Annotated in this window: 15 protein-coding genes; 9 read left to right on the top strand and 6 right to left on the bottom strand. The window is 53.5% G+C overall.

Annotated features, from left to right (window positions below):
- Positions 1–7: 7 nt before the first annotated feature.
- The 4 genes from BN8_RS07305 (at position 8) to BN8_RS07290 (ending at position 4,327) form a co-directional block, all read left to right on the top strand.
- Positions 8–1,249 (top strand): acyltransferase family protein, encoded by a 1,242-nt coding sequence (locus tag BN8_RS07305; RefSeq protein ID WP_374755520.1) that lies wholly within the window; start codon positions 8–10, stop codon positions 1,247–1,249.
- A 3-nt stretch (positions 1,250–1,252) separates the two neighbouring features.
- Positions 1,253–2,977 (top strand): adenine deaminase, encoded by a 1,725-nt coding sequence (gene ade / locus BN8_RS07300; RefSeq protein ID WP_009281183.1) that lies wholly within the window; start codon positions 1,253–1,255, stop codon positions 2,975–2,977.
- A gap of 102 nt (positions 2,978–3,079) precedes the next feature.
- On the top strand, positions 3,080–3,682 hold the full coding sequence (locus BN8_RS07295) for an RNA polymerase sigma factor (protein WP_009281182.1): 603 nt from the start codon (positions 3,080–3,082) through the stop codon (positions 3,680–3,682).
- Between the two features lie 156 nt (positions 3,683–3,838).
- On the top strand, positions 3,839–4,327 hold the full coding sequence (locus tag BN8_RS07290; protein WP_040005516.1) for a hypothetical protein: 489 nt from the start codon (positions 3,839–3,841) through the stop codon (positions 4,325–4,327).
- Between the two features lie 149 nt (positions 4,328–4,476).
- Here BN8_RS07290 and BN8_RS07285 read toward each other — a convergent pair whose 3' ends face one another.
- Both BN8_RS07285 and BN8_RS07280 read right to left on the bottom strand, forming a co-directional pair.
- Complete coding sequence (locus tag BN8_RS07285) at positions 4,477–4,830, bottom strand: hypothetical protein (RefSeq protein WP_009281180.1); 354 nt, start codon at positions 4,828–4,830, stop codon at positions 4,477–4,479.
- Positions 4,831–4,907: 77 nt separating this feature from the next.
- Positions 4,908–5,300, bottom strand: coding sequence for a hypothetical protein (locus BN8_RS07280; RefSeq protein ID WP_009281179.1), 393 nt, complete (start codon positions 5,298–5,300; stop codon positions 4,908–4,910).
- A gap of 418 nt (positions 5,301–5,718) precedes the next feature.
- On the opposite strand from BN8_RS07280, the gene BN8_RS07275 reads away from it, so the two are divergent.
- Positions 5,719–6,507, top strand: coding sequence for a universal stress protein (locus BN8_RS07275; protein ID WP_009281177.1), 789 nt, complete (start codon positions 5,719–5,721; stop codon positions 6,505–6,507).
- A 139-nt stretch (positions 6,508–6,646) separates the two neighbouring features.
- Complete coding sequence (locus tag BN8_RS07270; RefSeq protein ID WP_009281176.1) at positions 6,647–7,318, top strand: MCP four helix bundle domain-containing protein; 672 nt, start codon at positions 6,647–6,649, stop codon at positions 7,316–7,318.
- A 47-nt stretch (positions 7,319–7,365) separates the two neighbouring features.
- Here BN8_RS07270 and BN8_RS07265 read toward each other — a convergent pair whose 3' ends face one another.
- The 4 genes from BN8_RS07265 to BN8_RS07250 all read right to left on the bottom strand — a co-directional run bounded on the left by BN8_RS07265 (position 7,366) and on the right by BN8_RS07250 (position 10,835).
- A complete protein-coding gene (locus BN8_RS07265) occupies positions 7,366–8,433 on the bottom strand; it encodes a response regulator (protein ID WP_009281175.1) in 1,068 nt (355 codons plus the stop codon).
- Positions 8,430–9,338, bottom strand: coding sequence for a sensor histidine kinase (locus BN8_RS07260; protein ID WP_144051603.1), 909 nt, complete (start codon positions 9,336–9,338; stop codon positions 8,430–8,432). Before BN8_RS07260 ends, BN8_RS07265 begins: the two co-directional genes overlap by 4 nt.
- 143 nt (positions 9,339–9,481) lie before the next feature.
- Positions 9,482–10,042: a PAS domain-containing protein gene (locus BN8_RS07255; RefSeq protein ID WP_009281173.1), complete on the bottom strand. Its 561-nt coding sequence runs from the start codon at positions 10,040–10,042 to the stop codon at positions 9,482–9,484.
- 178 nt (positions 10,043–10,220) lie between these two features.
- Entirely contained in the window at positions 10,221–10,835 is a 615-nt protein-coding gene (locus BN8_RS07250) for a trimeric intracellular cation channel family protein (RefSeq protein WP_009281172.1), read from the bottom strand.
- A gap of 191 nt (positions 10,836–11,026) precedes the next feature.
- Here BN8_RS07250 and BN8_RS07245 point away from each other — a divergent pair, with 191 nt between their 5' ends.
- The 3 genes from BN8_RS07245 to BN8_RS07235 all read left to right on the top strand — a co-directional run bounded on the left by BN8_RS07245 (position 11,027) and on the right by BN8_RS07235 (position 13,830).
- Entirely contained in the window at positions 11,027–12,298 is a 1,272-nt protein-coding gene (locus BN8_RS07245; protein WP_009281169.1) for a replication-associated recombination protein A, read from the top strand.
- 141 nt (positions 12,299–12,439) lie between these two features.
- A complete protein-coding gene (locus BN8_RS07240) occupies positions 12,440–13,378 on the top strand; it encodes an alpha/beta hydrolase family protein (protein WP_009281168.1) in 939 nt (312 codons plus the stop codon).
- Positions 13,379–13,398: 20 nt separating this feature from the next.
- Positions 13,399–13,830 (top strand): energy transducer TonB, encoded by a 432-nt coding sequence (locus tag BN8_RS07235; RefSeq protein ID WP_009281167.1) that lies wholly within the window; start codon positions 13,399–13,401, stop codon positions 13,828–13,830.
- The last annotated feature ends 108 nt before the right edge of the window (positions 13,831–13,938 follow it).

Raw genomic sequence — 13,938 nt, 5'->3', positions numbered from 1 at the left:
CAACCTTATGTCTGTCTCTAACACCGGTCTGTCGGATCGCCCCGCTACCGTCACTGCCCCCCGGGACTCGGGCGGCCTGGCCGGCGACCGCCTGATGTCGATGGATGCCTACCGTGGGTTTGTTATGCTGTTGATGGCGGCCGAAATCCTGCAGTTTCACCGGCTCCACGAAGCCTTTCCCAATAGTGTGCTCTGGGGTTTACTGGCTTACCACCAAAGCCACGTCGAATGGGCAGGCTGTTCGCTTCACGATCTCATCCAGCCTTCGTTTTCATTTCTGGTCGGTGTGGCACTCCCCTATTCCCTCGCTGCGCGGCTTAACCGCGGGCAATCGGTCCGGATGCAATTCGGCCATGCCCTGCGCCGATCGCTGATTTTAATTCTGCTCGGTATTTTTCTGCGTTCCACGCACCGGGAACAAACCTATTTTACCTTCGAAGACACCCTGACGCAGATCGGTCTGGGCTACCCGTTCCTGTTTTTGCTCGGCACTACCCGCCCCCGCACACAATGGATAGCCCTGGCGGGTATCCTGGTCGGCTACTGGCTGTTGTTCGTCCTGTATCCGGCCCCCGGTCCGGACTTCAACTATTCGGCCGTGGGCGTCCCCCCCGACTGGCCTGAGCACTATACCGGTATTGCCGCCCATTTCAATAAGAACAGTAATGTAGCCTGGGCGTTCGACCAGTGGTTTCTGAACCTGTTCCCGCGCGAAAAGCCGTTTCTGTTCAATGGTGGCGGGTACGCTACGTTAAGTTTCATTCCGACCCTCGGCACCATGCTGCTGGGCTTGCAGGCCGGTCAGTGGCTGCGGGCGGGTATGCCGGCTAGGTCCTTGCTACGGCAGTTCCTGATCGCCGGAGCCGCTGGGCTGGCGCTGGGCCTGCTGCTGGACGTAACGGGTATCTGCCCGATCGTGAAGCGGATCTGGACTCCGGCCTGGGTGCTGTTCAGTGGGGGCTGGTGTTTCTGGCTCCTGGCTCTCTTTTATGGTATCATCGACGTAGCACGCAAACGGCGCTGGGCGTTTTTCCTGACCGTTATCGGCATGAACTCCATTGCCATCTACTGCCTGGTGCATCTCATCGATCAGTTCATTATCAACTCCTTCCATATTCATCTTGGCCACGGTCCGTTTCAGTTACTTGGCCCCGCTTACGAACCACTCCTGACCGGAGCCGCGACCCTGGGCGTATTTTACCTGATTCTGTTGTGGATGTATCGCCGAAGACTCTTCATTCGGATCTAACGTATGCTGACTGCTAATATCCTGAACCTGTTCGACCAGACAATCTTTTACGGTACCCTTACGGTCGAGAACGGCCGCATTGCCCAGATTGAACGACTCGGTCCCGAAAGCCCGGGTCATCCCTACGTACTGCCGGGCTTCGTCGATGCCCACGTTCACATTGAAAGTTCGCTGCTGACACCCCCGCAGTTTGCGCGGCTGGCCGTTGTCCACGGCACCGTCGCAACGGTGTCCGATCCCCACGAGATCGGCAATGTACTGGGCGTAGCGGGTGTCGAGTATATGATTCGGGAAGGGAAACGCGTGCCGTTCAAGTTTTCATTTGGGGCTCCTTCCTGCGTGCCGGCCACACCGTTCGAAACGGCCGGGGCCACCATCAGCGTCCGCGACGTACGCTACCTGCTTGGCCTGAAGGAAATCGGCTACCTCGCCGAAATGATGAATTTCCCGGGGGTGCTGAACGACGATCCCGAAGTTATGGCCAAGCTGGCCCTGGCCCGGGCGTTCAATAAACCCGTCGATGGTCATGCGCCGGGCCTGCGGGGCGATGATGCCCAGCGCTACATCGACGCCGGCATTTACACCGACCACGAATGCTTTACCTACGAAGAAGGCCTTGACAAGGCGCAGCGGGGTATGAACATCCTCATTCGCGAGGGCAGCGCAGCCCGCAACTTCGACGCGTTGATACCCTTGCTGGCCGAATTTCCGAAGCAGGTCATGTTCTGCTCCGACGATAAGCACCCTGATACGCTGGTGGCCGGGCACATCAATCAACTGGTTGTGCGGGCGCTTGAACACGGCCACACCCTCTGGCACGTACTGCAGGCAGCCTGTCTGAACCCGGTGCTGCATTACCGTCTGCCCGTCGGGCTGTTGCGGGAAGGCGACCCTGCCGACTACATCGTTGTGACGAACCTCACGACGTTTGACGTCGAACAGACTGTAATTAATGGTCAGGCGGTTGCCGTTAACGGACGGTCACTGATCGAGAGCCTGAGCAGTGAGCACGTCAATCAATTCAACTGCTCGCCCAAACAGGCGGCCGATTTTGCGGTATCGGCCGAACTCAATCCGGAGCAGCCCGGCTCGGGTCAGCCCGGACTCATCCGGGCGATTGAAGCACTCGATGGACAACTGATTACGAACGAACTGCACCTGGCTCCGAACGTCAAAAACGGGCAACTGGTACCCGACGTTGAGCATGACATCCTGAAGCTGGTCGTGGTAAATCGGTATGCAGATGCCCCACCAGCGGTTGCCTTTATCAAAAACTTCGGCCTGAAACACGGCGCGCTGGCCTCGTCCGTGGGGCATGATTCGCACAACATCACCGCCGTGGGCTGCGACGACGAGAGCATCGCCCAGGCCGTTAACCTGATTATTGACGCCCAGGGCGGTCTGGCGGCCGTAGCCGGATCGGCTCCGCATGAACACGATCAGGAGCGCATGAGCCGACGCGCTTTCCTCCACCTGACTACCACACCCGAAACCCAGTTGCTCTCTCTGCCCGTAGCCGGCCTGATGACTGACACCGACGGTTTCGACGTAGCCGCCCAGTATGAAACCCTCGACCGATTTGCCAAACAGGAACTGGGCAGCCCGTTGGCAGCTCCCTTTATGACGTTGTCGTTTATGGCCCTTCTGGTAATTCCTACGCTAAAACTTAGTGATAAAGGTTTATTTGATGGCAAAACATTCACTTTCACCCCTCTTTATTTGGCTTAATTCGCATTTTTTAAAAAAATTTCAATATCCATTTTTAAATTCTATTTTTTATCAATAAGTTTACAGACGCCAACCTGTCCTGAACCTCTTACCTCTACAAATATGCCCCGCAATCGTTCTCAACACGGTCCGGATGATGAAACCCTCTGGAATCAGTTTCGCAGTGGCGACGAAAACGCCTTCGCTCAACTTTACCAGCACTACGTTCAAGTTCTTTATCATTATTGCGCGCATTTTGCGACGGACAAAGCCCTGATCAAGGATTGCATCCACGATCTGTTTGTAGAACTATGGCGGCACCGTCAGACTATCGGCCCGACAACCTCCGTGCGGTTTTACCTGATGGCTTCCATCAAGCGTAAGCTGGTTCGTCATTTAACCGCTGAGCAAAAGCTGGTTAGCCAGGACGACGTAGTGGCGAATGGTCGTCGGATGGGCGATACGCTCCTTGGCAGCGACCCCTCGCACGAACACATGCTGATTTCCCACGAAGAAGATTCGTTCATGAACGATTGCCTGCATCAGGCGCTCGAAAAGCTACCACGTCGGCAGCGCGAAGCCGTTCACCTGCGGTATTTTCAGAATATGAGCAACGAAGAAATATCGGCGCTGATGCAAATAAACATTCAATCGGTTTACAACCTGATTTTTGGGGCTATGAGTAACCTTAAGCGTTACGTTACACCCGAAAACGTGTCATTGTAATTCCTAAGCTCTTAACCATTTACGCAAAACCCGACCGTTAACATGGTCGGGTTTTCTTTTTAAGACTCAGCTCCTAACTAAATTTTTCGTTACTAAACTATAATTTACGTTTTAATTTATTACTATTACGTATTGTTACATATAACTGAAACCGTTATGAACTCCAGGTTTATCATTCGGACTAGCTTCCTGTCCATGGGGCTACTTGCAATGGCATTGTTCAGCCAATGCCAGTCCGATTCGGAGGAACTTTCCGCTTCTACGCCACCAGAAAGTCTTCCGGACAGCTTAGTTGAACCGCCCAGGCAAATGCGCGGTCGGGTAGCCATCAAACTTGAACCACATGGCAGCATTCGAGCTAAGGTGTTTCAGGGTGAGCGCTATTTTTATGAATACATTTTAGACCGGGAGCGACAACAGCACATCCTCACTCGAGGCATAGACAATGCTGCTATTTACTTACTAAATGAGCACTTGATCATTGATGATCTGGCATTAAAACATCGATATGTACTAACCTTTGAAGATAATACTGTCCAAAAGTTTTTAGACGAATTGCCAACCGGCCCAAAAAAGACCTTCATCATCAGAGGCTACAGTTCCAGCTTAACTCATTCAAACCCACTGGGTATGGATAACTACTGATTGACGTTATACCCTTACAATTTGTTGAAGTGAACGCAGCTTCACAAACTGTGGCTGAGTCCCTGCCTGCACTGGCAACGGGGATAAGTCTAGTGTTTAACCATTACGTGGTATCAGCGCTTTTAGGTGAATGGCCCTCGTTAAAGCCCTTAGAGCCGTCGGATTTCGCGCCGGAATTGCTGAATGAATGCCTGCTCCTTTGCCGAAATGCCGTCTGTGGACTGAGCAACCCGGATCAATACATTGACAAATTGTTTCTTGAGTGCCTGATTCAATTCCTTACCATTAAAGCGCAGTCTCCGCATGCCAAAAGCGTAGGCTTCTTCAACCGTTTCGCCCGTGTTCTCCCGCAGAAAGAAGGCGTAGCGAGCTAAATCACTGTAAGGCTCACCCGCGAGCAGTTGGTTAACTGTCTTTATCTCTTCCGGTTGAAGGCAACCGTCCAGTTTAGACAGGGCGTAGACAATGCTTCCCATGCCCATCGATATGTCAGGTGAATACATGATCCGTTTGTTTTAAACGCCTGTTTCTGTACAAAAATGCCCGATGCCAATTGCGGCATCGGGCGCTTGTCTAGTCCTTAGTTGCCTTCCGTAATGGATTGGGTTTGCGGCTTGTCGGCCATTACCCCGGTATCTTTTTGGGTAGCGGGGCGACCGTGATTCACTCGCTGGATCTTGTAGTTCCGCAGCGCTACGTCCTCAAGCGGGGTGTGCGGTACGGTTACGCCACCCGCCGGCACCTGACCGGGAACTGACTGTTTGTAGTTGGCCACAGGGCCAGCAACTGTAGCGGGAGTACTAACCGGAACGCTGACCTGAGATGACCACTTTCGGGCCGTGGCCGCTTTGTTCGGATGTTTATAGTTGTGAACGGAGTACGTACCGTCGCTACGTAGTTTACGATCGTCTTGGGCCAAAGCCGTTGAAACAGTCAGACTAATAAGAGCTATTATAAAAAGGGTCGTTTTCATTGTCTCAGATTTGTTTGGTAAATCATCCTCACCCCCAGAGCCACATCACAAGGGAACTCGTTACGTAGCTTGCCAAACGCCTTACCTACTTGATTCTCTGATCAATTTTCGGCGTGTGTCGGGCGATTTTGATACGACAAAGTTCGGGAGAAGCCCCTCCCTAACCTCGGTAATTTGTCATATCGACTACTGATAATTGCCAGACCAGTGCCCGTAAAAAGTCAGGGGATGTATTGGTTGACAGGGAAAAGTCGGTCGGCTCAAAACAATCAGTTGAAAGCATGACCGATTGCATTGAATCTACGTAAACCCTTTTCTACCTTAGTCAGCATCAACGGCTTACGATCCCGTCCGGCTCACGGGCTCAGCAGTGTATCAGCAAGCCGTCTCTTACGTAATTCCTAAAATTTGTGCGACGATGAAACGTATTTTGGTAGCAACAGATATTTCCAATAATTCAAGCGCGGCTGTTCGGTTTGCCTTACAACTGGCTTTGCAATGGCCAGTTGCAATAACCTTTCTGAACGTGCATAACGTAACGCGACCGGTGGGCGAGATTCAGCGGCAACTGGAGCAGTTTGTTGAGGAGGTTCGCCAGCAGCTTGCGGTGACGATTGCCGACTACTCCTGCGTCGTCATTAATGCGTTCTCGGTAACTGAGACCATTATGCATTACGCCAGGAAGCACCGGTTTGATTACATCTGCATTGGGGCACGGGGCGCTGGAACCATCGAGAAGCTGATCGGTACGACGACGGCAACGCTCATCAACCAGTCTACCGTACCGGTGATTGCGGTACCCGCGAGCTATCAGGTAGCTCCCATACAGCACCTTCTCTACGCATCCGACTTGACGAACCTGGAGGCTGAGCTAAAACAGGTCGTCGACGTTGCCCAACCGCTGGGCGCTACGGTTGACTTAGTGCACGTGATGGGGCCTGCCAAACCCGAATTCGATTTGGATGATCTTCAGACAACGGTTCGCCAGATTAGCGCCCTAAAAATCAGCGTGTATATTGAAGCCGCCATTGTCGAACAAAATCTGGCAGCGAATCTGGAGCAAATCATCCAACGGGTGCAACCCTCCCTGCTGATTATGTTTACCACGCAGCGATCAGGTTTTGTAAGGCGACTGCTTTTCCCAAGTCAATGCGCCGGATACACCTTCATTGGTAGTGTTCCTGTGCTGGTGTTTACCAAAGCCTGACCACACCCGCCATACTGTAGAAATAACAGTCAGTCGGCTGCTCCGGTTGTATGCATCAAAATGACGTATTACACAGCCGCTACCGCCGACGTACCTTGTCAGTACTGTGCTTGCGAATGAGTGCTAAAACCGCTTACTTATGAACAGAACACATAATCCATATCCTGCTGATTTCATGGAACGACCGCATACTACCCGTTCCCCGCTACGTCTTACTTTATTGATCGTTAGCCTGCTGGGCCTGATCCTGACCAGTATATTTTTGAGCCGACGTAGTGTTCATCAAATTCAGGAGGCATCGACCTCTATCTACAAAGATCGCCTGGTTCCGACGGCGATTATCGCTAAGCTAACCTCACAGGTCTACCAGAAACGGTTGTTGCTCGAACCTTATGTGCTGGGCAAAACTACGTCAGATGTAGACCTTGTTGTCGCGGGGCTCGATCGTATCAATCGTCAGATCGACTCGTTGCTAACCGAATTTGGCCAGACGAAACTGACGCCCAAAGAAGCGGATCAATTCAATCGGCTCAAACAACGGCTGGCTGTTTACAATGAGTTGGAGGGCGACCTGACGAAGAATCTGACCGATCTGCCCAGGGCGCAGCAGATTTTCTTTGTCGGAACGGGATACACGGCCTTTGGTCAGGTAGCCCAAACCCTGGCTGAGCTATCAACCTTGCAGTTGACGGTGGGCGAGGAACTGGTAAGCGAGTCGCGCGGCCAATCCAATTACATTTATGTATTAACCGCCATACAGATCGGCCTGGTGCTGACGGTCGGCCTGAGTCTTTTCTGGCATCGTTTGTAACGAAACAGCGCCCGGTTGCTGGCATAATGGATGGCCTACCGCCTACGCTAATGCTTCAACCGGGCCAGTTTCTCGGCATTCAGAATCGTAATATCGCTGTTGTTGATGTCAATAAGGCCTTCATTGCGAAAATCGCTCAGCGTCCGGATGACAGACTCCATCGAAGCCCCTACTAACTGAGACCAGTTCTCCCGCGACAAGCTGATGGCCGCACCGCCGGCGTCTGGATTGCCTTCGATAAATTTTCGCTGATAAGTAAGCAGGGCCTCAGCGACCCGTTTACGAACGGATTGGTAAGCCAGGTCCAACAGGCGCTGCCGATGAGCCGACATTTCGCCCGCCAGCAGATACACGAATTGATTTGCTACTTCCTGGTTGTCGTGAAGCAAGGTCAGAAAGTCGGTTTTCGGAATAGGGCAAATCTCGGCGTCTTCAAGAACCAAAGCAGATTCGACGTGAGCAACGCCATCCAGTAGCCCTAAGTACCCCACAAATTCGCCGGGGCCATGAATGGACGTAATGTACTCATTTCCTTTCGCGTCGGTCTTAAACAGTTTCACCTTACCGCTCAGAATATAGAACAGCGACGTAGGTAATCCGCCTTCGGTATAAAGAAACTGTTTCTTTTTGAATCGGCTCCTGGGGTAATATTCGCTCAGCTTCGTACCGGCCGGGTCGGCCTTGGTAATGGCCTGCATAAGCTGCGCCAGGTGATTGGGTAAGGTGTTGGCCGGAGGGCGTGCCTGCTCGCTTTTTTTGAGCCGTAGCTCAACCGCGTTCAGCAGCGCAATGTCGTCGAAGGGTTTGGTCAGGTAATCATCCGCCCCCAGATTCATCCCGTAGCGAAAATCGGCGGCTTCGGCTTTTGCCGTCAGAAAAATAAACGGTGTATGAGCCATTTGAGGGTCTTTACTCAGGATGTGCAGGACGCCGTAGCCGTCCAGGTCAGGCATCATGATGTCGCATAGAATCAGGTCCGGACGAACGCTGCGGGCCAGTTCAACGCCTTCTTTGCCATTGCTGGCCTCCACGACCCTGTAGGGCGCGAGTTCTAGGATTTCGACGATGTTTTCCCGCATCTGGGGCGTATCCTCGATGACCAGGATGGTTTTCATGCAGCGGTGGGCAGGGTGGCTAACGGCAGGTTAACGGTAAAGACAGTGCCCACGTCGAGCTGGCTGGTAAAGCTGATGGTGCCCCCGAGCAGATCGACGTAGCGTTTGACGACGTAGAGGCCCAGCCCCGTGCCCTGAAAATGAATGGCGTTGCGGGCCCGGAAAAAGTTGTTAAACAGTTTGTCCTTATCCTGATCGGGCACACCAATGCCCTCATCAATCACATCTATCTTCACCTGTCCATTACGAACGGTGGTGGTCAGGCCGATCTCTTTTCCTTCGGCTGAGTACTTACTGGCGTTTCCCAATAAATTGATCAGGATGTTTTTTACCATCGTCCCATCGATCACAATGGACGAATCGCCCGCTGTGTGTTCATACTGAATGGACTGCCCGGGTTTGAGCACCGGCTCCATCTCCTCAATGAGTTCCTGGCAAAACGTCGGCAAAACCAACGAAACGGGCTTGTTCGGCACCGTCCGCTGCTCGATGTGACTTAAGGCCAGAAATTCATTCAGCAGGGCCGTCAGATCGGCAACGGCAGACTTGATGCGATCCACGTGCCGCTCCCGTTTAGGACCATCCTGCTCGCCATTGTACCGTCCGATGAGCGAAGCCGACATCAGGATGGTGCCGATGGGTGTGCGAAACTCGTGGGAGGCCAGCGTCACGAAATTGGTTTTCAGTTCGCTTAGCTTACGCTCCTGGGCCAGTAACTCTGCGCGTTCATCAGCGTTCTGCTGGCTTTGTAATTTCACTTCTTCGCAGTTCTGCAAGGCCTGCCGCAACTGATCGAGTTCAACAGCCTGATCAGCAAGCTGCTGGCGCAGGAGATGATTCTCCTCGTTCAGGCGGCTGACTGGATCGGGCGCGTGCCCAGCGGATTCCGACGTCATCTCGTTCATGGTATTAGTCAATAAATACATCCGTTTCGTTCATTGTCAAACCGACGGCCTAAGCTTTTGCCTGGCAAAGTTCGCTGATGTCGCCCCCTCGGGTTATGATGTAAATCGGAACAAATTATGATAATTTGCACCAAAGCCGTCGTTCACACAATAACGGCCATCAGCCGTGTGCGTACTACATCAACAGGCGCTTTCGTCAGAATGGCCTCTATCAATTCGCTTCGCCGTTGAAATTCCTCGTCCAGTAAGGGCGCGTACGTAACGTCCATGACCAGCATCAGCACACCGTCGCCGGCTTTAAGGCAAACCTGGTCGTGCTGCGAAACAACGCCGTCCAGATTGAACACATCGTTGTAATGCTGAGGAAGGCCGGTTTCTGCGACCTCGGCCATTCGACGGATCAACGTCGTTTTAACGCCTTCGGGAATCAACGCCGATAAGGGCAGGCTCATGCAGTCCTCCCTGGTAACCCGCGCAATCGCTTGCAACACGGGATTAATCATCACGTATTGAAAATCAACAATTGAACCGTACTCCTGGCCTGCATCGGTAGATTCAGCCGCCTGAGAGCGCACCGTTTCAAATAAACCAACGCCGGTAGTTGCCCGGGTAATTCGCTTTTGCAGCGGCTCCGACAGTAGCCAGGACACAGCGAACAGCTCATTGTCAGCTTTCCATTCGGGCGTTCGTAGGAAAGACGTCATAACGCGGTGCAAGTTACAGGTGGTACTTTATGCTTTTAACGAGTAAGTTACGTAGTGGATACCCGTTGCTCTATCCGGCACATTACCAGTAGCCAAAATTAGACATTCACTGTAATATCGCTAGTATTGACTCATCGATGTAGTGGTTCGGCCGCATCCCTTCGTAATCAGCATTGGGTTAAACGCGGATAGGCGGCAGCGACCAGTTTTTCTTAACCGCCAGCAGGCGAAAGCCAGTTATTATTCCGGCAGACAACAGAAAATTAATAGTCGGATCAAGGTGTAGAGTAAGCGCAAGAACATACACAAGAGCGCCCGTCACGCAGGGGGTTACGTACAGTTGCCGCTCAAAAAGGAGGGGAACGTCATTGGCTAACGTATCGCGGATAACACCCCCGAAAAGAGCCGAAACGACGCCCAGTAAGATAGCCGCCCACGTATTGACGCCCATCATCAGCGCTTTTTTCAGGCCAAAAATGGTGTAAATGCCAATGCCGAGGGTATCGAAAACCAGTAAAGGACTTTGTAGAATACCCAGCCACCACCGTCGACAGAGGATGGCGACAATAACGCTGAGGACAATGACGATCAGGTAGTTGGCGTCGCTGATCCAGACAACCGGGTGAGCATCGATGACGACGTCGCGAAGCGTTCCTCCCCCGGTAGCCGTTATAAACCCAAAAAAGAAAAGCGTGATCAGGTCGTGATCTTTCTTTTTATTGAGAGCCGCTAACGTACCCGATATGGCAAACACCCCAGTACCGACCAAATCGGTTAGATAAATTATAGTCATTCTTTTAGAGCCCAATACATCCCTAACCGGATGTGAGCGGTAAAGAAAGCGACCACCGGCAAGTTAACGAATACCTTACCCCATCTTTTTCAGTTGAATCGGTACAGACGGCTTTTACGCATCAACCCTGTTCGGCGGCTACCAGTCATATTTCTGTTGATTCCGTACCGCCGAGCGGGTAACTTCGCTGTATGGAAGTACACGCAACGCCCCTACCCGAACGGGTTCGCCCCCGCACACTCGACGACATCATTGGCCAACGAAAACTGCTGGGACCCTCGGGGCCGCTACGTCGGGCTATCGAAGCGGGGCGCTTGCCATCCATGATTCTGTGGGGACCGCCGGGGGTTGGTAAAACGACGCTGGCCCTACTACTGGCCGAAGCTGTGAAGCGGCCGTTCGTGAGCCTGAGCGCCATTAACGCCGGTGTGAAGGAAGTGCGGGAGGTCCTGAGCCGCCCAGCCGGGCTGTTTCCACCCGTCGTGTTCATCGACGAGATTCACCGGTTCAACAAGAGCCAGCAGGACGCCCTGTTGGGAGCCGTCGAAAAGGGGCAGATTACCCTGATCGGCGCTACCACCGAAAACCCGTCGTTTGAGGTTAACGGTGCCCTGCTTTCCCGCTGTCAGGTGTATATCCTCGAAGCCCTGAGCCGCGATGAACTCATCCAACTGGTTGACCGGGCCATTGCGCAGGACAAATTTTTACAGTCGAAGCAGATCACCGTCGAGTCGTATGATGCGCTGCTCCGGCTATCCGGGGGCGACGGACGTAAACTCCTCAACCTGCTGGAACTGGTGGCATCGGCCCACGTACTGGCTGAGCCGCTGGTCATCACCGACGACCTCGTGACCAGCGTGGCCCAACAGAACATTGCCCGCTACGACAAATCCGGCGAGCAGCATTACGACATTATTTCGGCGTTCATCAAATCGCTACGGGGTTCGGACCCCAACGCGGCCCTGTACTGGATGGCGCGGATGATCGTTGCGGGCGAAGACCCGGTGTTCATTGCCCGCCGAATGCTGATTCTGGCCTCGGAAGACATCGGGAATGCCAACCCAACAGCTATGATTATGGCCTCCGAAGCCATTCAGGCAGTCAAAGCGATTGGCATGCCCGAGAGCCGGATCATTCTGAGCCAGGTGGCGGTGTATCTGGCTACATCACCGAAAAGCAACGCCAGCTACGTGGCCATCAACGAGGCCATTGCGCTGGCCGAACAGACGGCTCACCTGCCCGTGCCGCTGCATCTGCGCAACGCCCCCACGAAGCTGATGAAGCAGATCGGCTACGGCAAGGAGTACCAGTACGCCCACGACTACGACGGCAACTTTTCGCAACAGAACTACCTCCCCGACGACCTGAAGGGCCACAAACTCTACGAGCCCGGCCACAACGCCCGCGAAGCCGAAATCCGGCGCAGTTTGCAGAAATGGTGGGGGGAATGGTATGGGTACTGACGACCGTTAAATTTTTCACCTACACAGTTCGCCCGTTAACCTACTGAATCCGGTCCTTAACCTACCTCCTCAAAACGGGTATTGATCCCCTTTGCAACTTTGAATCGTCAAGTCGGAGCAAGACATAAACGATTGAAAGTCATGAAGGTGCAATTTACCATACAGACCCGGGACGGATACCCACTGACAGCTCACCTGTTCCAGCCTGCCATGCCCAAAGCGGTTGTCCTGGTGAGCGGTGCCTGCGTGGTAGGCCAGTACTTCTACTTCAATCTCGCTACGTTCCTCGAAAAGCAGGGGTTTGCCGTACTGACCTACGATTACCGGGGTGTTGGACAGTCGGCGCCTGAGCGGCTGACGCGCCGATTCGAAGCGGGCCTCCGGACGCTGGCCAACGACTTCGACGATGTGGTCGGCTGGATCGAAGGGGCGTTCCCAACCAAACCAATTGGCCTGCTGGGTCACTCGCTGGGCGGCATCTGCGCTGCGCTGTCGCAAAAGAACGACCGGTTCTACGCCCTGTTCACGATCGGTGCGCAGATGGGTTACTACAAAGACTGGGGCCCCGACTGGTGGACCCGTACGCAGACTTACCTGAACTGGCATGTCATCATGCCGACGTTAACGAAGCTGGTGGGGTATATGCCCGGTCGGCGGTGGCACCTGGGGCTGGAAAACCTGCCCGCCACCCTGGTCCGCGACATCCACAACCGCCGGAAACACTCGGACATCTATGCTTACCTGAAAACGCTGGGCATTCAGCCAACACCGGAACGAATTCGCTGCCCGGTTATGGCCATGACCACGTACGACGACCCGATCTGTACGACCCAGGCACTGGACCGCTTCTTCGGCGAACTGTCCAACGCCCGGATTGTCCGACGACTGCTCGACCCACCCGCTACGCAGAACCAGTCGGTCGGACACCTGAATTTTTTCCATAAACGATTTGCCGGTTGCCTTTGGGATATGGTTAGCGACTGGTTCGAAACGTACCTACCGACACCGGTTCCACCCCAGCCAACCAGCCGTTCCGCTTCCCCACATTTTGCTTTTTACGCCTGTCAACCAATTAATTAACAACAAACCTTCTGTTCATCATGAAACTGTTTAACTTCCTCCTGATCGCTGCTTTCAGCACCCTGGTAACGTTTGCTTCTGCTCAAAACCTGGCGCAGGTCAGCTTTGAAAAACCCGTATCATCGACAGATGAGACTAAAAACAGCACGGCTGTTACGGTTGCCCCGAGTTTTCCGGGGGGTCACAATGCCCTCTACGCGTTCCTGGCCGTTACGGTCGACTACCCCGAAGCCGCCCGCAGCCTCGGCCTGGAAGGAACGGTCCGCGTGCAGTTCCGGGTAAAACCCGACGGCACGTTTGAAAAAGTACGTATCATTCAATCGGCCGGGAAACTGCTCGACAAGGCAGTACTGGATGCGGTCGCGAAGATGCCCCGCTGGATGCCGGCTCAGTTGCAGGGCGCACCTGTCACGCACTGGATCGACTTCCCGGTTACGTTCAAACTTGATTAATCAACAAACTAAACCGCTTGTCCAACTACTACGATGAACGCCCGCTGCTACAGCCGGGCCAGTCGGGGGCGACCATCGTCCCCGGCTGTTTTTTATCGATTCCAATTC

The organism is Fibrisoma limi BUZ 3 (genome assembly GCF_000296815.2).
GTDB classification, from domain to species: domain Bacteria; phylum Bacteroidota; class Bacteroidia; order Cytophagales; family Spirosomataceae; genus Fibrisoma; species Fibrisoma limi.
The sequence above is the reverse complement of the archived record's forward strand: the minus strand, read 5'-3'. Positions and strand labels throughout refer to the sequence as shown.

Coding starts and splice junctions, on each gene's coding strand:
- BN8_RS07305 (WP_374755520.1), top strand. CDS start 8: ATGTCTGTCTCTAACACCGGTCTGTCGGATCGCCCCGCTACCGTCACT.
- BN8_RS07285 (WP_009281180.1), bottom strand. CDS start 4,830: ATGTATTCACCTGACATATCGATGGGCATGGGAAGCATTGTCTACGCC.
- BN8_RS07245 (WP_009281169.1), top strand. CDS start 11,027: ATGGAAGTACACGCAACGCCCCTACCCGAACGGGTTCGCCCCCGCACA.
- BN8_RS07255 (WP_009281173.1), bottom strand. CDS start 10,042: ATGACGTCTTTCCTACGAACGCCCGAATGGAAAGCTGACAATGAGCTG.
- ade (WP_009281183.1), top strand. CDS start 1,253: ATGCTGACTGCTAATATCCTGAACCTGTTCGACCAGACAATCTTTTAC.
- BN8_RS07290 (WP_040005516.1), top strand. CDS start 3,839: ATGAACTCCAGGTTTATCATTCGGACTAGCTTCCTGTCCATGGGGCTA.
- BN8_RS07240 (WP_009281168.1), top strand. CDS start 12,440: ATGAAGGTGCAATTTACCATACAGACCCGGGACGGATACCCACTGACA.
- BN8_RS07275 (WP_009281177.1), top strand. CDS start 5,719: ATGAAACGTATTTTGGTAGCAACAGATATTTCCAATAATTCAAGCGCG.
- BN8_RS07270 (WP_009281176.1), top strand. CDS start 6,647: ATGAACAGAACACATAATCCATATCCTGCTGATTTCATGGAACGACCG.
- BN8_RS07280 (WP_009281179.1), bottom strand. CDS start 5,300: ATGAAAACGACCCTTTTTATAATAGCTCTTATTAGTCTGACTGTTTCA.
- BN8_RS07260 (WP_144051603.1), bottom strand. CDS start 9,338: ATGAACGAGATGACGTCGGAATCCGCTGGGCACGCGCCCGATCCAGTC.
- BN8_RS07250 (WP_009281172.1), bottom strand. CDS start 10,835: ATGACTATAATTTATCTAACCGATTTGGTCGGTACTGGGGTGTTTGCC.
- BN8_RS07235 (WP_009281167.1), top strand. CDS start 13,399: ATGAAACTGTTTAACTTCCTCCTGATCGCTGCTTTCAGCACCCTGGTA.
- BN8_RS07295 (WP_009281182.1), top strand. CDS start 3,080: ATGCCCCGCAATCGTTCTCAACACGGTCCGGATGATGAAACCCTCTGG.
- BN8_RS07265 (WP_009281175.1), bottom strand. CDS start 8,433: ATGAAAACCATCCTGGTCATCGAGGATACGCCCCAGATGCGGGAAAAC.